Genomic DNA, 16,800 nt, shown 5'->3' on the forward strand with positions numbered 1-16,800 from the left:
CCATGGCGATGCGTGACCCCGTGCCTCTCACCTTCCGCGGCGAACCGCTGACCGTAGACCGTGCGCGGCGCATGCGCTGGGCGGCCACCGGCATGCTTGCGGCGATGGCGGTGATCTTCATCACCACCCACGGCCTGCTCGGCGTTCATCCGGCGTGGGGCTATGTCAACGCCTTTGCCGAAGCGGCGATGGTGGGCGGGCTCGCCGATTGGTTCGCTGTTACCGCCTTGTTTCGCCACCCCTTGGGCCTGCCGATCCCGCACACTGCTATCATTCCCGAAAACAAGGACCGTATCGCCGACACCATGGCGCAATTCCTGCGCGAGAATTTCCTCACGCCGGCGGTTGTGGCGCGCCGGATGGCGGGGATGAACATTGCCAAGGCCGCAGGCGAATTCCTCGCCGCCTCGCCCGAGCGCGGCGAGAACGGGATCGATGAACGTTCCCGCATCACCTCGGGCGCGGCGGAGTTGCTGGCCGAGGTGCTCGAATCGCTCGACCCGGACCGGCTCGGCAATCAGGTGAGGAGCGGGCTGGCCGCCCAGATCGCCAGGCTCGACATCGCCCCGCTCGCCGGGCGGATGATCGAAAGCGCGATGGTGGACCGCCGCCACCAGCCGCTGATTGACGGTTTCGTGCGCTGGGCGGGCCTCACCATCGAGGACAACGAGGAAACGCTGCGCGACATTATCCACCAGCGCGTGGCCGGCGTGCTGCGCTGGACGGGGTTGGACAAGACCATCTCCTCCAGCGTGCTTGATGGGCTTTACAAGCTGCTGGCAGAAGTGCTGGTAAACCCGGATCACCCCTTGCGCGGCAAGATCGAGGAAGGGCTAGCCAAGCTTGGGCAGGACCTGCAGCACGATCCCGAAACCCGCGCCAAGGTGGAGGAGATGAAACGCGATCTGATCGCCAACCCTGCCGTCGCGGTGTGGTGGACGGGCGTGTGGGAACGCATCCGCCAATCGCTGATCCGCCGCGCGCGCGATCCTGAAAGCGGGATGGGCGCGGATATGCGGGGCATGCTCGCCGAACTGGGCGAGGCCTTGCAGCAAGACCATCGGCTGCAGCACCAGATCAACCGTTTCGCCCGCCGCACCATGGTGGGCGTGGCGACCCGCTATGGCGACCAGATCGTGCGGCTGGTGTCAGAAACGGTGCGCCGCTGGGACGCGCAGACGATCACCGACCGGGTCGAAGGCGCGGTGGGCCGCGACCTCCAGTTCATCCGCATCAACGGCACGCTGGTGGGCGGGCTGGTGGGGATGACGCTGCACTTTATCGTGAGCTTGATGTGAGCCTTGCCGCAGCGCACCTCCAGCCCAATCGTCCAGCCGCGCCAAACGATCAGCATCGGCAGCGACGTGGCTGAAGGCGGCACCCAAAGTCGCGCCCTTCTGCTTGGCTGGGGGCTCGGGCTTGGAGGAGCGGGGCTGCTCAGCCTCGCGGCCATCACGATTTACGAATTTGCCCATGCCGTTGCGGGCAGCGGCCCGATCATCTTTTGGGACACGGGCGGCTGGATTGCCCTACCCATTGCGCTCGCGCTGCTTGCGCTGGCGCTGGCCTTGTTTATCGGCCGCCATCACGGACATGACGTTGATGGGCCGCGCAGCGATGCGATCAAGCGCTTGCTGGCGCTGGCCGCCTATCTTTTACCTTTCGTGATTGTGCTCCCCTTCAGCGCGCACTGGCTCGCCGCGTGGCATTTGGAGGCGCAAGGATACACGGCTTGTGGCAATAGGTTCTGGATCGCAGCCGACAGAATGCCCGACGCCAAAGCGGCTCTGGCTCGGTGTGACGTTCTACGGCAACATTGAGGGCCATTCAGCACCACGCTTCTCCGGGCGCTGCAAAAGGAAAACCCTGTCGCATCGGGTGATGCGACAGGGTTTGCATTGTCTGTCTTTGGAGCCGCGCTTACAGCGCTCCCGTCAGCTCCGGCACGGCGGTGTACAGATCCGCCACAAGGCCAATATCCGCAACCTGGAAGATCGGCGCGTCTTCGTCCTTGTTGATGGCGATGATGACCTTGGAATCCTTCATCCCGGCAAGGTGCTGGATCGCGCCCGAGATGCCGATGGCGAAATAGACTTCCGGGGCAACGATCTTGCCGGTCTGGCCGACCTGATAGTCGTTGGGCACATAGCCCGCATCGACCGCGGCGCGGCTCGCACCGATGGCAGCGCCGAGCTTGTCGGCCAGCGGGGTGATGGTCGCCTCGAACGTCTCCGCGTCCTTCAGCGCGCGGCCGCCCGAGACGATGATCTTGGCGCTGGTCAGTTCCGGACGCTCGCTCTTGGCGATTTCCGAGCTGACGAAGGTCGAGATGCCCGCATCGCCTGCACCGCCGACGGCTTCGATCGTGCCCGAACCACCTTCGGTTGCGGCCTTTTCGAAGGCGGTGCCGCGCACGGTGATGACCAGCTTGGCATCGGTCGATTCCACGGTCGCGATGGCGTTGCCGGCGTAGATCGGGCGGGTGAAGGTCTTCGGCCCTTCGACCGACAGGATTTCCGAGACCTGCATCACGTCGAGATGGGCGGCGACGCGCGGGGCAACGTTCTTGCCCTGCGTGGTGGCAGGGGCGAGGAAGGCGTCGTGGTGGCCCATCAGGTCGGCCGCCAGCGGGGCGACGTTTTCGGCAAGGCCGTTGGCATAGGCCGCATCATCCGCGACGTGGACCTTGGCCACGCCCGCGATCTTCGCAGCCGCTTCGGCGACCGCGCCGCAATTGTGGCCGGCGACCAGCAGGTGCACTTCGCCCAGCTTCGATGCAGCGGTGACTACCGCGAGCGTCGCGTCGTTCACCTTGGTGTTGTCATGTTCGACGAGAACCAGAGTCTTCATCTTGATGTATCCTTGTTCTGAGGCTGGCGCGCTTATGCGATGCCGAGCGCCTTGACCTTTTCGACCAGCGCGGCGACGTCGGCGACCTTTTCGCCCGCCTGACGCACCGGCGGTTCGGCGACCTTGAGGGTCTTGAGGCGCGGGATCAGATCGACGCCGTAATCGGCTGCCGTCTTGACGCTAAGCGGCTTTTGCTTGGCCTTCATGATGTTGGGCAGCGAGGCATAGCGCGGCTCGTTCAGGCGCAGGTCTGTGGTGACGATGGCGGGCATGGCGAGCTTGACGGTCTGCAAGCCGCCATCGACTTCGCGCTTCACGATCACAGAGTCGCCATCGACTTCAACGGTGTTGGCGAAGGTGCCCTGCGGACGGCCCATCAGCGCGGCGAGCATCTGGCCGGTCTGGTTCGAATCGTCCGAAATCGACTGCTTGCCGAGGATCACGAGGCCGGGGGCTTCTTCATCGGCAATGGCCTTGAGGATCTTGGCGACGGCCAGCGGTTCGACCTCGTCCTCGCTCTCGACGAGGATCGCACGGTCAGCGCCCATGGCGAGCGCGGTGCGCAGGGTTTCCTGCGCCTTCGCCGGGCCGATCGAGACGGCGATGATTTCGGTGGCCGCGCCCTTTTCCTTCAGGCGGATGGCTTCCTCAACAGCGATCTCGTCGAACGGGTTCATGCTCATCTTGACGTTGGCGAGATCAACGCCCGTGCCATCGGCCTTGACCCGTGGCTTGACGTTGTAATCGATCACCCGCTTGACGGGGACGAGGATCTTCATGGGGCGTTCCTTCCTCTCAAAGAATCACTGGGCTTGTCTGTTGGCGGCCCGCCTAGCTTGCGTTTACGTAAACGTCAAGCAGACGGCCTTTGGTCAGTTCGGGCCGGGGCGGTTGGTGTGATCCGCCCCGGCATATGATCAGTTACGCAGCCGGATCCGGGATGGATCAGGCGGCCTTCTTCACCTCGGCGACGATCTTCTGCGCAGCGTCACCAAGGTTGTCCGCGCTGACGATGGCAAGGCCCGAATTGTTAAGGATTGCCTTGCCTTCGGCCACATTGGTGCCTTCCAGACGCACCACGAGCGGAACCTGCAGGTTCACGTCCTTGGCCGCCTGCACGATGCCGTTGGCGATCACGTCGCACTTCATGATCCCACCGAAGATGTTGACGAGGATGCCCTCCACCGCCGGGTCTTTCAGGATGATCTTGAATGCCGCGGTCACCTTTTCGGTGGTGGCGCCGCCGCCCACGTCGAGGAAGTTGGCCGGGAAAGCGCCATTGAGCTTGATGATGTCCATCGTCGCCATCGCCAGGCCCGCGCCGTTGACCATGCAGCCGATGTTGCCATCCAGCTTGATGTAGGCGAGGTCATATTCGCTGGCTTCGACTTCGGCCGGGTCTTCCTCGGTCACGTCGCGCAGCGCTTCAATTGCGGGGTGGCGATACAGCGCGTTGCCATCGAAGCTCATCTTGGCATCAAGCACCAGCAGCTGGCCATCTTCGCTTGCGACCAGCGGGTTGATTTCCAGCATCTCGCAATCGGTGGCGAGGAAGGCGTCATAAAGCTGCTTCGCCAGCTTCTGCGCCTGCTTGTTGAGATCACCCGTCAGCTTCAGCGCGAAGGCCACCGCGCGGCCGTGGTGCGGCTGGAAGCCCTGTGCGGGATCGACGCTGAAGGTGGTGATCAGTTCCGGCGTGTCATGCGCGACGGTTTCGATATCCATCCCGCCCTCGGTCGAAACGACGAAGGCGACGCGGCCGGTCGCGCGGTCGACCAGCAGCGAGAGGTAGTATTCCTTGGCAATATCAACGCCGTCGGTGACGTAGAGCCGGTTGACCTGCTTGCCGGCATCGCCGGTCTGGATCGTCACCAGCGTGTTGCCGAGCATTTCCTTGGCGTGGGCTTCCACGTCCTCAAGGCTCTTGGCGAGACGCACGCCACCCTTGGCATCCGGCCCCAGTTCCTTGAACTTGCCCTTGCCGCGTCCGCCGGCGTGGATCTGCGCCTTCACCACATAAAGCGGGCCCGGCAGCTGCTTGGCGGCTTCCACCGCTTCGGCAACGCTGAGGGCGGCATGACCAGCCGGCACCGCGATCCCGTGTTCCTTGAGCAGTTCCTTGGCCTGATATTCGTGGACGTTCATGGCGTAATGATCCCTTCTTGCAAATCCTGGGGAGAGGTCTGTTTGCGCGCGGCCTAAGCACGGATCGACCCTCTTGAAAAGTGCTGTGTGCAGGCGCAACAGCAAGCCTCTCATGATTGACAGGTTTCGCCTTGAAGAGATTGTCCGCGAGGCGGGCCGGATTGCGCATTCGCGCTGGCCGGGCGCTGGCCATGCGCTGAATAGCTGGGACAAGACCCCGAACAACCCGGTGAGCGAGGCCGATCTCGAGGTTGACCGGTTCCTGAAGCGCGAATTGCTGCGGTTGCTGCCTTCGGCCGGGTGGCTGTCGGAAGAGACCGCCGATGACAAGATCCGTACTGCCAGCGGCCTTATCTGGCTGGTCGATCCGATCGACGGGACCCGCGATTTCGTGCGCGGTCGGACAGGCTGGGCGGTGTCGGTCGCGCTGGTAAGCGCCAACAAGCCGTTGATCGGCATGCTTGCAGCCCCGGCGCGGCACGAGGAATGGCTGGCAGTGGCCGGGCAGGGGGCGACCCTCAACGGGCGAGTGTTGCAGGCCAGCACGCGGACGCAGTTTGCCGGGGCGCGGGTGCCGGTTCACAGCCTGCCCAAGGACGATGCCGATCTGGTCGTGGTTGATCAGCCCAATTCAATCGCGCTGCGGATTGCGATGGTCGCTGATGATCGCGCCGATCTGGTCGCCACGCTGCGGTGGGGGTTCGAATGGGACATTGCCGCCGCCGCCCTGATCGCGCGCGAGGCCGGGGCCGAGGTCAGCGATGCCTTTGGCCACCCGCTGGCCTATAATAAGCACGACCTGCGTGATTTCGGCGTGCTGGTGTGCTCGCCCGCGATTCATGCTGCCGCGGTGGAGCGAATCGCCGAGCGGGCCAAGGCGCTGCGCTGAGCGCCGGAAGGCTTGCCTTGCAGAACGAGAACGGGCTGCCCTAAGGTGGCCCGCCAGCGTGATTACGCGCCCGCAGCGGCCCGATCTTCAGGTCGCATGAGCGAGGATATGGGGGCGCCAGGGCGCCCCCACCAAAATCAGTTCCCGCGGGCCTCGCTTACATCGTCCTGACTCACCGGGATGATCTTGATCTCGACCCGCCGGTTCATCGGTTCGTTCACCCCGTCGGCAGTCTTCACGCGCAGATAGTCATACTGCTCGCCAAAGCCCTGCGTGGCGATTCGCGATCGGGCCACTCCGCGAGCGGCAAGATAATCGGCCACCGCCTGCGCGCGCGCCTCGGACAGGCGTTGATTGGTCGCAGGCGAACCGGTGGTGTCGGTGAATCCGTAAACGTCGATCAGGCTGTTGGGATAGGTGATCATGCTTTCGGAGACGTTGTTGAGCGTGTCGTAGAAGCCCGGGTTGATCTGCGAAGAACCGGAGGCAAAGGTCACCCCGTCAGGCAGGCGCACAAGGATCGCGTCCTGATTGCCCACTTCCTCGACTTCGACCCCGCTGCCTTCGGTCTGTTCGCGCAGGGTCTTGATCTGGTCGTCATATTGCTTGCCGAGAACGGCCCCTGCCGAGCCGCCGATACCGGCACCGATGATGCGCCCTGCATCGCCGCCGATCGCTCCGCCGAGCAGGTAACCGAGCGTGCCGCCCAGACCCGTGCCGATTGCGGTGCGCGAGACTTTCCGTTCTCCCGTGTTGGGATCGGTAACGCAGGCAGTGGTTCCGAGCAGCGCCAGTGCGGCGGTGCCCGAAAGCAGGATACGCGAAAAGGTCATGTTGCTTTCCTCCCTAAGTTTCGGGTTATCAATGCCATGCCGCCCGGAATGCGGCAAGGCAGGACGGGGCGAACCGGTCCTGCCGTCATCCCGATTGACCTTGGTTGAACGAACAGAGGCGAACAATCCGTTCTTTCCGGGGGATTGCACTGCTGGCATCCCGGTTACTTTGTGCTAGCGAAACAGGCGTGACACCTTTTCCCTGGACTGACCTTGCCATCATCGTCGCGTTGGTCGTTCTCAACGGCGTGTTCGCCATGTCCGAACTCGCCATCGTCTCGGCCAAGACAAGCGCGCTGGAGGCGCGGGCCGAGGCGGGGTCGGCCAGCGCGCGCACTGCGATCGATCTGGCCGCCGATCCGGGCAAGTTCCTGTCTACCGTGCAGATCGGGATAACCCTGATCGGGATCATCGCCGGGGCCTATTCGGGCGCGAGCCTGGGCGGCCCGGTGGGTCAGCGGCTGGCATGGCTTGGCCTGCCGGCGCAATATGCCGTCGAGACCGGGTTCGCGGTGGTGATCGCCTTCACCACCTATATCACCCTGATCGTGGGCGAGCTGGTGCCCAAACAGCTTGCGCTGCGTTCGGCGGTGCCGGTGTCGCTGGTGATGGCGCGCCCAATGGCCCTCATGGCGCGCGCCGCAGCGCCGCTGGTGTGGCTGCTCGACAAGAGCTCGGCAGCATTGATTGCGCTGCTTGGTATCCGCGCCAAGGGCGAGGCTTCGGTCACCGCCGAGGAATTGCAGATGATCTTTGCCGAAGCGACCCGTTCAGGCGTGATCGAGGCCGAGCAGCGCCAGATCCTGACCGGCGTCGTGCGGTTGGCCGAGCGCCCGGTGCGCGAGATGATGACCCCGCGCACCGAAGTCGACTGGATCGAGGCCGATGCCGATCTGGCTGAAATCCGCCAGTCCATCGAGGACAGCCCGCATTCGCTGATGCCGGTGGCTGAAAACTCGCCCGACACGATCCTCGGGGTGGTCAAGGTGCGCGAGGTGCTGGCGGCGATGGTGGCGGGCGAACCCGTATCGATCCGGGCGATGATGCGCCGGGTCGAGGTGGTGCCCGATCAGCTCGACGCGATGGATGCATTGCGGGTGCTGCAATCCTCCGAAGTGGCGATGGCGCTGGTGCATGATGAATATGGCCATTTCGAAGGGCTGGTTACGCCCGTCGACCTGCTGACCGCGATCGTCGGCACCTTCGCCAGCGATCAGGACGAAGGCGATCAGCCGCAGGTGATGGAACACGAGGATGGCTCGCTGCTGGTGGCGGGTTCGTATTCCGCCGATGCGCTGGCTGACCGGCTGGGGCTCGACTATGGCGAGAACCGCGAATTCGGCACCGCGGCGGGCTATGCGCTGTCAGTGCTTAAGAAGCTGCCCGCCGAAGGCGAATATTTCACCGATCAGGGCTGGCGGTTCGAGGTGATCGAAATGGACGGCCGCCGGATCGACAAACTGCTGGTGAGCCGCGAGACGGACGGCGGCGGGGACTAGGCCGCTTCCCCACTTGCATCATGACGCCGGAACGGTCGCGCAGCGACCGCAAGGCCGACCGGCCGCCGCGGCCCATGCCGCGAAATTCAAGGGCGCTCGCGCAGCGACCGCAAGGCCGACCGGCCGCCGCCGCCCGGCGCTCGAGGGTCAAATCAGGAAGGTATTACCGTCCTCGCCGACTGCCCGTCGCCTTCGGGGGCGGCGATGATGTCGCGGGTGGTGCGGCCCTTGGCGACGGTATTGGTGCCGGTATCGCCCACCGTGCTGCGGATGCCCGGCGCGGAGCTGCCCGCCCGGTCGATCACGCTCGCTTCGATCCGGCTGCGCGGGGCAGGGCCGCCGAACAGCGCTTCCAACGCTTGTTCGGCCGCCGTTCCTTCGGTCGGGCGCGGGGCGCCGGGGGCTGGCGGGGTGAGGGTGAAATCGGGCGGAACCACCAGCGGGGCCTGCCGCTGCACCGCGAATTCATCGGGCCGGTCGCGGTTGAAAACACCGCTGCCACCGCCGCACGCGGCCAGCAATGCCGAGCCGGATGCCAGCAGGATAACGGGCTTGAGGTTACGCATCTTGTCGATCTCCACGGGGCCGCGCATCGGGTTCGCCAGGGGACGGCACGCTTGGTTCATGTTGGCCCTTGTCGCGCACGAACAGGCTGCGGGCAAGGATAATGACGACGCCGATGGTAATCGCGGCGTCGGCGATATTGAAGATCAGGAACGGGCGAAACGTCCCGATATGGAAATCGGCGTAGTCGATGACATAGCCCAGATCATAACGATCACGGATATTGCCGAGCGCCCCGCCGAGGATCAGCGCGAGCCCGAAAATATCGCCCAGCAGTTTTTCGCGCAGCATCCACACCAGCACGACCAAAGCGATCACCCCGGTCATCAGCACCAGCAGCCAGCGCATCTCCATATTGGTCGCTTGCAGCATGCCCAGCGAGATGCCGCGGTTTTCGGTATAGGTGAGATCGAAGAACGGCAGCAGGTCGATATGGCCCACTCTCCGCAGCGCGAGCGGGCCGATCACGTACCATTTCACAACCTGATCGATGATCGCAATGGCGCCTGCGATCCCGAGCCCGATCAGCCGGTTGGGGGTAAACAGGCCGGTCATGCGGGCAGCGAGTCCAGTTGCGAGACGACCGCATCGCAGCGCCCGCATAATGCGCCATCTTCGGCCACATCGGGCAGCAACCGCCAGCAGCGGCCGCATTTGTGGTGGGCGGTCTTGGTCACGATCACCCCGTCGCCCTGCCCGCGCGTGACTGTCGCGGTGATGAATAATTCGGCGAGTTGTGCGTCGGTAACGCCTTCGGGCACGGCGCTAGCGGGCACCGCCACCTCGGCTTCGAGGCTGGAGCGGATCGTCTTGTCGCGCCGCAGCGGCTCGATGGCTTCGTTGACGGAATCGCGCAGCGACCGCAGCTGCTCCCACCTGGCGGCATCGGCACGCACGCCCGGTACGCTCGGCCATTCGAGCAGGTGGACAGAACCGCGCTGGCCATCCTCGTCCGGCTCGCCATCCTCGGGATAGCGGGTCAGCCACACTTCCTCCGCTGTGAACACCAGCACCGGCGCGGCGTAGCGGATCAGCGCGTGAAACAAGAGATCGAGCACGGTGCGATAGGCGTTGCGCGTCACGCTGTCCGGCCCGTCGCAATAGAGCGAATCCTTGCGGATATCGAAGTAGAAGGCGCTCAGATCTTCGTTGCAGAAATCGACCAGCAGGCGGGTGTAGAGGTTGAAATCGTAGCCTTCCGCCGCCGCCTTCAGCTTGTAGTCGAGGTCTGCCAGCAGCGCGAGGATATAGACTTCCAGCTCAGGCAACGTGCCGCCGTCGCTCATATCACCAACGAAGCCATCGAGTGCGCCGAGCAGGTAGCGGAAGGTGTTGCGCAGCTTGCGGTACTGGTCGCCAACGCCCTTGAGGATTTCATCGCCGATGCGGTGATCCTCGGTGAAATCGACCGAGAGCGCCCACAGGCGGATGATGTCTGCGCCGGTCTGCTCCATCACCTTCACCGGGCTGATGGTGTTGCCTTCGCTCTTGGACATCTTGCGGCCCTTGGCATCCATCGTGAAGCCGTGGGTCAGCACTTGGTCGTAAGGCGCGCGGCCGCGCGTGGCGCAGGATTGCAGCAGCGAGGACTGGAACCAGCCGCGATGCTGGTCGCTGCCTTCGAGGTAGAGGTTGGCGGGCCATGTCAGGTCCGGCCAGCGCCCGCTTTCCAGCACGAAGGCATGGGTGCAGCCAGAATCGAACCACACGTCGAGAATGTCGGTGACCATCTCGTAATCGTCGGGATTGTGCGCGCTGCCGAGATATTCCGCCTTGCGGCTCTCGTCCCAGGCATCGACGCCTTCCTGCATCACGGCGGCAACAATGCGGGCGTTCACCTCTGGGTCTTGCAGATAGGTGCCGTCGGGGCGCACGAACAAAGTGATCGGCACGCCCCATGCGCGCTGGCGGGAGAGCACCCAGTCGGGCCGCCCTTCGACCATCGCGCCGATACGGTTGCGGCCCTTTTCGGGGATGAATTCAACGCGGGCGATTTCGGCGGTCGCAACCTCTCTCAACGTCATGCCAGTGGAAGCTGGCATCTCGGGCGTCTGCGCGCCTTGGCTGGAGACCCCAGCTTTCGCTGGGGTGACGGGGAGGATTTTATCCATCGGCACGAACCATTGCGGGGTGCAGCGGAAGATCACCTTGGCCTTGGAGCGCCACGAATGCGGGTAGGAGTGCGCGTAGTCCGCACTCGCGGCGAGCAGCGCACCCGCTTCGCGCAGGTCCGAGCAGATCGGGCCGTCAGGCGCGTTGAACTTGGGGTTGATGACGCTCATGCGCCGCTCATCCGAACCGCCCAGCCACGGCCAGTCGTCGCGGTAGCGCCCGTCATCCATCACTGCAAAGACGGGGTTGATTCCGTTCGCTTTGCACAAGTCAAAGTCGTCCTCGCCATGATCGGGCGCCATGTGGACGAGGCCGGTGCCAGAGTCGGTGGTGACGAAGTCGCCGGAGAGCAGCGGGCGCGGTGTCGCGTAGAACCCGCCGAGGTGGTGCATCGGGTGGCGGGCGAGGGTGCCAGCGAGGTCTGCGCCCTTCAGCGATTTGCGGTCGGCACCACCGCCCGCAACAAGACTAGTGCGCCGCTCGAAATCTTCGAGCAGCGGTTCTGCCACCAAGAACCAGTGGTTGATGAATCTCGTGTTCGGGCTGATTTCAGGTCCGACGTGCGTCGCTGCCACGGCGCGAAAGGCGACATACTCAACCTCCGGCCCATAGGCCAAAGCCTGGTTCACCGGGATCGTCCACGGCGTCGTCGTCCAGATCACCGCGTGGGCGCCGATCAGCTCGGGGATCGGCGATTCAACAATCTCGAACGCCACGTCGATCTGGGTCGAGGTGATGTCCTCGTATTCGACCTCGGCCTCGGCCAGCGCGGTCTTTTCAACAGGCGACCACATCACCGGCTTGGACCCGCGATAGAGGTTGCCGGCCTCGGCAAACTTCATCAGCTCGGCGACAATCGTGCCTTCGGCCTGCGGGTCCATAGTCAGGTAGGGGTGATCCCAATCGCCCATGATGCCGAGGCGCTTCAGCTGTTCGCGCTGCACGTCCACCCAGCTTTGGGCATAGGCGCGGCATTCGGCACGGAATTCCTTGGCCGGAACCTCGTCCTTGTTGAGCTTCTTCTTGCGGTACTGCTCCTCGACCTTCCATTCGATCGGCAAGCCGTGGCAATCCCAGCCCGGAACGTAAGGCGCATCGCGGCCCATCAGGTTTTGCGTGCGGCAGACCATGTCTTTCAGGATATGGTTCAGCGCGTGTCCGATATGCATGTCGCCATTGGCATAAGGCGGGCCATCGTGGAGGATGAACTTCTCGCGCCCGCGCCGCGCATCGCGCAAGGCGTTATACAGCCCGATCTGTTCCCAGCGCGCAGCAATGCCCGGTTCCTTCTGCGGGAGACCGGCCTTCATGGGAAAGTCCGTCTTCGGCAGGAAGACAGTGTCTTTCAGATCGCGCTTGGTTTCGTCAGTCATCGGGAAGGGCGCTTAGAAGCCGCCGCGCCTCGGCGCAATCCTTGTCCATCTGTTCGATCAGCGCGTCGAGCCCATCAAACTTCGCCTCGCCGCGCAGGAAGTGGTGGAAGGCCACTTCGATCTCCTGCCCGTACAGATCGCCGGAGAAATCGAAGAAGAACGGTTCGAGCAGCTCCTTGGGCGGTTCGAACTGCGGACGGATGCCGATATTGGCCGCGCCGTGCAGCACCTCGCCGGTGGCAAGGATGCGGCCCGTCACGGCGTAGATGCCGTATTTGGGGCGCAGATAGCTGTCGATGGCCAGGTTGGCGGTGGGGTAGCCGATGGTGCGGCCGCGCTTGTCGCCGTGCTCAACGATGCCGCGGATCGCGAAGGGCCGGGTGAGCAATTGCGCCGCCAGTTCCGGGTCGCCATCGCGCAGCGCCTGCCGGATGCGGCTGGAAGATACCACTGCGCCTGCGCCTGCAACCGGCTCAACCACCCGCGATTGCAGGCCCAGTTCGCCGCCCAGCGTGCGGAGCAATTCGACATTGCCCTTCGCGCCCCTGCCGAAGGTGAAATCGCCGCCCGTCACCACGCCATGCGCGCCGAAGCGTTCGATCAGGATTTGTGCGATGAAATCCTCCGCGCTCGTCCCGGCCAGCTCCGCATCGAAGTGGAACACCAGCATCGCGGTTGCGCCTGCGGCCAGGTACAATTCCTGTCGCTGCTCCAGCGTCGTCAGCCGGAACGGCGGCACATCAGGCTTGAAAAAGCGCACCGGGTGCGGATCGAAGGTGGCGATGATCGAGGGGCGGCCTTCCGCCTGCGCCCAGCGGATCGCTTCGCCTGCCACGGCCTGATGGCCGCGATGGAAGCCGTCGAAATTGCCGAGCGCGATGACAGCGCCGCGCAGGGCTGCGGGAACAGGATCGCGGTGATCGAGCCAGCGCATCAGGCCGCGCCCCGGGCGTCTTTAGCCCGCCTGTAGGTCAGGAAGGAGAAGGCGGGATGCGGCTCTTGCGCGGCATGATCCTCGCGCGCCGTCAGCACCCATTCTCCCCCCGGTTCGGCCATGAAGGTATCGCCGGGGTAATCCGCGTGAATCTGGGTCAGCTCGATCCGGTGGGCAATCGGCAAGAACACGTCATAGATCGCCGCCCCGCCGATGATCGCGATTTCGCCGCTGTCATTGTCCGTGCTCGCCAGCGCCAGTGCTTCCTTGACCGAACCGGCCATTTCCAGCCCTTCGGCCGCCACGCAGTCCCGCCGCGACAGCACGATATGGCGGCGGCCGGGCAAGAGGCCGGGCAGGCTTTCGAAGGTCTTGCGGCCCATCACCATCGGAAGCCCAGTTCCCTTTGGCCCCATGGTCAGCGCCTTGAACCGCCGCAAGTCGGCGGGCAGGCGCCACGGCAGGTCGCCTTCATTGCCGATCGCGCCATTGGCGGCGCGGGCATAGATCAGGACGATTTTAGGAGTCACGGAAGCGCGTGCCCCACGCGGGTCACGTGGCCCATCTTGCGCCCGGCGCGGGCCTCGCGCTTGCCGTAGAGGTGCAGGTGCGGTTCGCCCGGTTCTGCGAGGATGGCGTGGGCAGACAGCGCATCCTCGCCAACGATATTGCGCATGTCGATACTGGCAAAGCGGGTCGCGGTGCCCCCCAGTGGCAACCCGCAGATTGCACGGATGTGGTTTTCGAACTGGCTGGCGGCCGCACCCTCGATTGTCCAGTGCCCGGAATTGTGGACGCGCGGGGCCATCTCGTTGAACACGGGGCCGCCCTTCGTGGCGAAGAATTCGAGCGTCAGCACCCCGACATAACCCAGCGCCGCGGCCGTTTTCGCCGCCAGCCCGCGGGCTTCGGCCACCTGCGCCTCGATCGCCGCGCCTGCGGGCAGCAACGACTGCACAAGCATTCCGCCTTCGTGATGGTTGGCGGTCGAATCCCAGAACCGCACCTCGCCCTCGCGGCTGCGCACGAGGATCACCGAAAATTCCGCCTCGAACGCGACCAGCCCTTCATAGATGCAGGGCTTGCCGGGAAAGCGCACCCCGCCCGCTTCGTGCGCCGAGGCGATGCGCCACTGGCCCTTGCCGTCATAGCCTTCGCGCGCGGTTTTGAGGATGCCGGGGGTGCCGATTGCATTGACGGCGCGGGCGAAATCCTCGTCGCTCTCGACCCGTGTATAGGATGCCGAAGTGCCGCCCAACTGCGCGATGAAGCCTTTCTCGTTCAGCCGGTCCTGCGCCACTTCGAGCGCGCGCGCCGGGCAGGCGAGCAGGCTTGCGGGAATCGCGGCGACTGCCGGCAGGGGCACGTTCTCGAACTCCCACGTCACCACATCGCAGCGCGCGGCAAATGTAGCGAGCGCCTCACGGTCGCCCCAGCCGTTTGCGAAGAAATCGATGCAGGCGTCAGCCGCGACATTGTCGCCCGGCGGGGCATAGGCGATGCAGCGATAGCCCAGCTGCATCGCTGCCATGGCCATCATCCGGCCCAGCTGTCCGCCGCCAAGAATGCCGATCGTGGAGCCGGGGGGCAGCATCAGCCTTCCGGAACCTCGGCCACGGATGCGCTTTTCGCCGCGCGCCAATCCTGCAGGCGTTCGGACAGGTCCTTGTCGGACAGGGCAAGGATCGCTGCGGCCAGCAGCGCGGCATTCTTCGCCCCGGCCTCGCCGATGGCCAGTGTGCCGACCGGGATTCCGGCAGGCATCTGCACGATCGACAGCAGGCTATCCATGCCGTTCAGGGCCTTGGACTGCACGGGTACGCCCAGCACCGGAAGATGGGTCATGCTGGCGATCATGCCCGGCAGATGCGCCGCGCCGCCGGCCCCGGCGATGATCACATCGAAGCCTTCGCCCTCTGCGCCCTTGGCGAAGGCGGTCATCCGGTCGGGGGTGCGGTGGGCCGAGACGATCCGCGCCTCATAAGGCACCTCCAGCTCGTCCAGCACATCGGCGGCGCATTGCATGGTCGGCCAGTCCGACTGGCTGCCCATCACGATCGCGACGCGTCCCCCCGTGGCTTCCATCATGCGTCCTTCAGATAATAGCGCGCCCCCGGCACCATCTTGTCATCGAAGTCATAGATGATCGGCTGGCCGGTGGGAATCTCCAGACCGGTGATGTCCTCATCCGAAATGCCCGACAGGTGTTTGACCAGCGCGCGCAAGCTGTTGCCATGGGCCGAGATGATCACCGTCTCACCGCTGGCCAGCACCGGCAGGATCGCAGCTTTCCAATAGGGCAGCACGCGTTCAATCGTCAGCTTGAGGCTTTCTGTGCGCGGGATGTCGATTCCGGCATAGCGGGGGTCAGCGGCGAGATCGAAGGGGCTGCCCGGTTCCATTTCCGGCGGCGGCACGTCAAAGCTGCGGCGCCAGATATGCACCTGTTCGTCGCCGTGACGCTCGCGGGTCTCCTGTTTGTCGAGCCCGGTCAGCCCGCCATAGTGGCGTTCGTTCAGCCGCCAGTCCTTGGTCACCGGAATCCACAGCCGCCCCGCTTCTTCCAGCGCGAGGTTCAAGGTCTTGATCGCCCGGGTCTGAAGCGAGGTGAAGGCGACGGTCGGCAGCACGCCGCGGTCTTTCAGCAGCACGCCGGCCGCCTTGGCCTCGGCCACGCCCTGATCGGTCAGGCCCACATCCCACCAGCCGGTGAAGCGGTTTTCGAGGTTCCACTGGCTCTGGCCGTGGCGGAGAAGGATAAGCTTGGGCATGATGGCTTTCGTGGTTACGCTGAAGCGGGCGGGATTAGCTTTCGCGCGGACGATTGGAAAGCCCTTCTGTCGGCGCATCCGAATCGCCAGAGCCTCCGGATGCCGCGCGCGCCTGCGCTTTGCGCCGCCGCAGGTTTTCGCGCAGCTTGACCGCGAGGCGTTCCTCACGGGAAAGATTTTTCCGGGGCTCTTCACTCATGCGCAACTCCTTGGCCTTAGAGTGCCACAGCTTCAAGCCCGCGCTCATCCAGTGAAGCTGTAGCGCAACAAGCACTGCGCTCATCTAGCGAAGCTGTAGCGCAACAAGCACTGCGCTCATCTAGCGAAGCGGTAGCGCAACAAGAGCGTTGACATTGTATGGCCGCGCGACAATAGCGCGCGCCCATACCGGCGCTGCTGTAGCTCAGTGGTAGAGCGCACCCTTGGTAAGGGTGAGGTCGGGAGTTCAATCCTCCCCAGCAGCACCATTTTCGCCCTTGCGGGGCGGAAATCAGTCTTTGTGGTTTCGTCGGCTCCTCAAGGCCAACGTCGTCAGTGCTATTCCCACACTTCGCTACGCTACGTTCCGGCCACCTGCGGGCGCACGTTTTTTGCGCCCTACCGGTTCAGCCTTCGGCTGTGCTTCGCGTCCGCTACTTGAGGGCGGGCGCGCTCGCGCTCGCTGTGCGACCGGGGAGGATCGAACTGTCCGGTTCGGCCCAAATGCTAACAAAAGCGGACATTCAGCAATCGACGCCGGAACGGACTTTACCGTCATCCCAGCGAAAGCTGGGATCGCTCTCGCCCGCGTGCTAGCTCACGGCAATCGGCGGCTGGGTCTACATCATGAG

The 16,800-nt window shown here is 64.5% G+C and carries 17 protein-coding genes and 1 tRNA gene; 5 read left to right on the forward strand and 13 right to left on the reverse strand.

Annotated elements, in window-relative coordinates; genetic code table 11:
- The first annotated feature begins 2 nt into the window (after nucleotides 1-2).
- Nucleotides 3-1,298 (forward strand): DUF445 domain-containing protein, encoded by a 1,296-nt coding sequence (locus tag BUA05_RS14160; RefSeq protein WP_084662754.1) that lies wholly within the window; start codon nucleotides 3-5, stop codon nucleotides 1,296-1,298.
- A gap of 3 nt (nucleotides 1,299-1,301) precedes the next feature.
- Nucleotides 1,302-1,820 (forward strand): hypothetical protein, encoded by a 519-nt coding sequence (locus BUA05_RS14165; protein ID WP_072675666.1) that lies wholly within the window; start codon nucleotides 1,302-1,304, stop codon nucleotides 1,818-1,820.
- A gap of 100 nt (nucleotides 1,821-1,920) precedes the next feature.
- Here the strand turns inward: BUA05_RS14165 and BUA05_RS14170 are convergent, their stop codons facing one another.
- From BUA05_RS14170 to sucC, 3 genes are all read right to left on the reverse strand, one after another.
- Nucleotides 1,921-2,850: an electron transfer flavoprotein subunit alpha/FixB family protein gene (locus BUA05_RS14170; RefSeq protein WP_072675667.1), complete on the reverse strand. Its 930-nt coding sequence runs from the start codon at nucleotides 2,848-2,850 to the stop codon at nucleotides 1,921-1,923.
- Nucleotides 2,851-2,882: 32 nt separating this feature from the next.
- Nucleotides 2,883-3,629 (reverse strand): electron transfer flavoprotein subunit beta/FixA family protein, encoded by a 747-nt coding sequence (locus BUA05_RS14175; protein WP_072675668.1) that lies wholly within the window; start codon nucleotides 3,627-3,629, stop codon nucleotides 2,883-2,885.
- Between the two features lie 166 nt (nucleotides 3,630-3,795).
- Nucleotides 3,796-4,995, reverse strand: a complete 1,200-nt coding sequence (sucC, locus tag BUA05_RS14180; protein WP_072675669.1) for an ADP-forming succinate--CoA ligase subunit beta — start codon at nucleotides 4,993-4,995, stop codon at nucleotides 3,796-3,798.
- Nucleotides 4,996-5,107: 112 nt separating this feature from the next.
- Between sucC and BUA05_RS14185 the strand changes: the two genes are divergently transcribed.
- On the forward strand, nucleotides 5,108-5,884 hold the full coding sequence (locus BUA05_RS14185; RefSeq protein WP_072675670.1) for a 3'(2'),5'-bisphosphate nucleotidase CysQ: 777 nt from the start codon (nucleotides 5,108-5,110) through the stop codon (nucleotides 5,882-5,884).
- A gap of 137 nt (nucleotides 5,885-6,021) precedes the next feature.
- On the opposite strand, the gene BUA05_RS14190 is transcribed toward BUA05_RS14185, so the two are convergent.
- Nucleotides 6,022-6,717 (reverse strand): YiaD family glycine zipper/OmpA-like lipoprotein, encoded by a 696-nt coding sequence (locus tag BUA05_RS14190; RefSeq protein ID WP_072675671.1) that lies wholly within the window; start codon nucleotides 6,715-6,717, stop codon nucleotides 6,022-6,024.
- 188 nt (nucleotides 6,718-6,905) lie between these two features.
- Here BUA05_RS14190 and BUA05_RS14195 point away from each other — a divergent pair, with 188 nt between their 5' ends.
- Nucleotides 6,906-8,216: a hemolysin family protein gene (locus BUA05_RS14195; protein ID WP_072675672.1), complete on the forward strand. Its 1,311-nt coding sequence runs from the start codon at nucleotides 6,906-6,908 to the stop codon at nucleotides 8,214-8,216.
- Between the two features lie 152 nt (nucleotides 8,217-8,368).
- On the opposite strand, the gene BUA05_RS14200 is transcribed toward BUA05_RS14195, so the two are convergent.
- From BUA05_RS14200 to BUA05_RS14240, 9 genes are read right to left on the reverse strand one after another with little or no spacing between them, the layout of a single operon-like run.
- Nucleotides 8,369-8,782: a DUF3035 domain-containing protein gene (locus BUA05_RS14200; RefSeq protein ID WP_072675685.1), complete on the reverse strand. Its 414-nt coding sequence runs from the start codon at nucleotides 8,780-8,782 to the stop codon at nucleotides 8,369-8,371.
- Nucleotides 8,775-9,335, reverse strand: coding sequence for a signal peptidase II (gene lspA / locus BUA05_RS14205; protein ID WP_072675673.1), 561 nt, complete (start codon nucleotides 9,333-9,335; stop codon nucleotides 8,775-8,777). Before lspA ends, BUA05_RS14200 begins: the two co-directional genes overlap by 8 nt.
- The gene (gene ileS / locus BUA05_RS14210) at nucleotides 9,332-12,265 is read right to left on the reverse strand and encodes an isoleucine--tRNA ligase (RefSeq protein ID WP_072675674.1); all 2,934 of its coding nucleotides are present in this window, start codon (nucleotides 12,263-12,265) and stop codon (nucleotides 9,332-9,334) included. The genes lspA and ileS overlap by 4 nt, the downstream gene beginning before the upstream one ends.
- A complete protein-coding gene (locus tag BUA05_RS14215) occupies nucleotides 12,258-13,199 on the reverse strand; it encodes a bifunctional riboflavin kinase/FAD synthetase (protein ID WP_072675675.1) in 942 nt (313 codons plus the stop codon). Before BUA05_RS14215 ends, ileS begins: the two co-directional genes overlap by 8 nt.
- The gene (locus tag BUA05_RS14220; protein WP_072675676.1) at nucleotides 13,199-13,729 is read right to left on the reverse strand and encodes a dihydrofolate reductase; all 531 of its coding nucleotides are present in this window, start codon (nucleotides 13,727-13,729) and stop codon (nucleotides 13,199-13,201) included. The genes BUA05_RS14215 and BUA05_RS14220 overlap by 1 nt, the downstream gene beginning before the upstream one ends.
- Nucleotides 13,726-14,793: a 5-(carboxyamino)imidazole ribonucleotide synthase gene (locus tag BUA05_RS14225; protein WP_072675677.1), complete on the reverse strand. Its 1,068-nt coding sequence runs from the start codon at nucleotides 14,791-14,793 to the stop codon at nucleotides 13,726-13,728. Before BUA05_RS14225 ends, BUA05_RS14220 begins: the two co-directional genes overlap by 4 nt.
- Nucleotides 14,793-15,284 (reverse strand): 5-(carboxyamino)imidazole ribonucleotide mutase, encoded by a 492-nt coding sequence (purE, locus tag BUA05_RS14230; protein ID WP_086616554.1) that lies wholly within the window; start codon nucleotides 15,282-15,284, stop codon nucleotides 14,793-14,795. Before purE ends, BUA05_RS14225 begins: the two co-directional genes overlap by 1 nt.
- Complete coding sequence (gpmA, locus tag BUA05_RS14235) at nucleotides 15,284-15,970, reverse strand: 2,3-diphosphoglycerate-dependent phosphoglycerate mutase (RefSeq protein ID WP_072675679.1); 687 nt, start codon at nucleotides 15,968-15,970, stop codon at nucleotides 15,284-15,286. The genes purE and gpmA overlap by 1 nt, the downstream gene beginning before the upstream one ends.
- Nucleotides 15,971-16,004: 34 nt before the next feature.
- Nucleotides 16,005-16,253, reverse strand: coding sequence for a hypothetical protein (locus tag BUA05_RS14240; RefSeq protein ID WP_072675680.1), 249 nt, complete (start codon nucleotides 16,251-16,253; stop codon nucleotides 16,005-16,007).
- A 109-nt stretch (nucleotides 16,254-16,362) separates the two neighbouring features.
- On the opposite strand from BUA05_RS14240, the gene BUA05_RS14245 reads away from it, so the two are divergent.
- Nucleotides 16,363-16,437: transfer RNA gene (locus BUA05_RS14245), tRNA-Thr, on the forward strand.
- Nucleotides 16,438-16,800: the final 363 nt, after the last annotated feature.

The sequence above is a fragment of the Erythrobacter sanguineus genome, assembly GCF_900143235.1.
Classification (GTDB): Bacteria; Pseudomonadota; Alphaproteobacteria; order Sphingomonadales; family Sphingomonadaceae; genus Erythrobacter; species Erythrobacter sanguineus.

Bases quoted from the DNA above. Each gene is read 5' to 3' on its own strand.
- BUA05_RS14160 (WP_084662754.1), top strand. From the start codon at position 3: ATGGCGATGCGTGACCCCGTGCCTCTCACCTTCCGCGGCGAACCGCTG.
- BUA05_RS14170 (WP_072675667.1), bottom strand. From the start codon at position 2,850: ATGAAGACTCTGGTTCTCGTCGAACATGACAACACCAAGGTGAACGAC.
- BUA05_RS14175 (WP_072675668.1), bottom strand. From the start codon at position 3,629: ATGAAGATCCTCGTCCCCGTCAAGCGGGTGATCGATTACAACGTCAAG.
- sucC (WP_072675669.1), bottom strand. From the start codon at position 4,995: ATGAACGTCCACGAATATCAGGCCAAGGAACTGCTCAAGGAACACGGG.
- BUA05_RS14185 (WP_072675670.1), top strand. From the start codon at position 5,108: ATGATTGACAGGTTTCGCCTTGAAGAGATTGTCCGCGAGGCGGGCCGG.
- BUA05_RS14190 (WP_072675671.1), bottom strand. From the start codon at position 6,717: ATGACCTTTTCGCGTATCCTGCTTTCGGGCACCGCCGCACTGGCGCTG.
- BUA05_RS14200 (WP_072675685.1), bottom strand. From the start codon at position 8,782: ATGCGTAACCTCAAGCCCGTTATCCTGCTGGCATCCGGCTCGGCATTG.
- lspA (WP_072675673.1), bottom strand. From the start codon at position 9,335: ATGACCGGCCTGTTTACCCCCAACCGGCTGATCGGGCTCGGGATCGCA.
- ileS (WP_072675674.1), bottom strand. From the start codon at position 12,265: ATGACTGACGAAACCAAGCGCGATCTGAAAGACACTGTCTTCCTGCCG.
- BUA05_RS14215 (WP_072675675.1), bottom strand. From the start codon at position 13,199: ATGCGCTGGCTCGATCACCGCGATCCTGTTCCCGCAGCCCTGCGCGGC.
- BUA05_RS14225 (WP_072675677.1), bottom strand. From the start codon at position 14,793: ATGCTGCCCCCCGGCTCCACGATCGGCATTCTTGGCGGCGGACAGCTG.
- purE (WP_086616554.1), bottom strand. From the start codon at position 15,284: ATGGAAGCCACGGGGGGACGCGTCGCGATCGTGATGGGCAGCCAGTCG.
- gpmA (WP_072675679.1), bottom strand. From the start codon at position 15,970: ATGCCCAAGCTTATCCTTCTCCGCCACGGCCAGAGCCAGTGGAACCTC.
- BUA05_RS14240 (WP_072675680.1), bottom strand. From the start codon at position 16,253: ATGAGCGCAGTGCTTGTTGCGCTACAGCTTCACTGGATGAGCGCGGGC.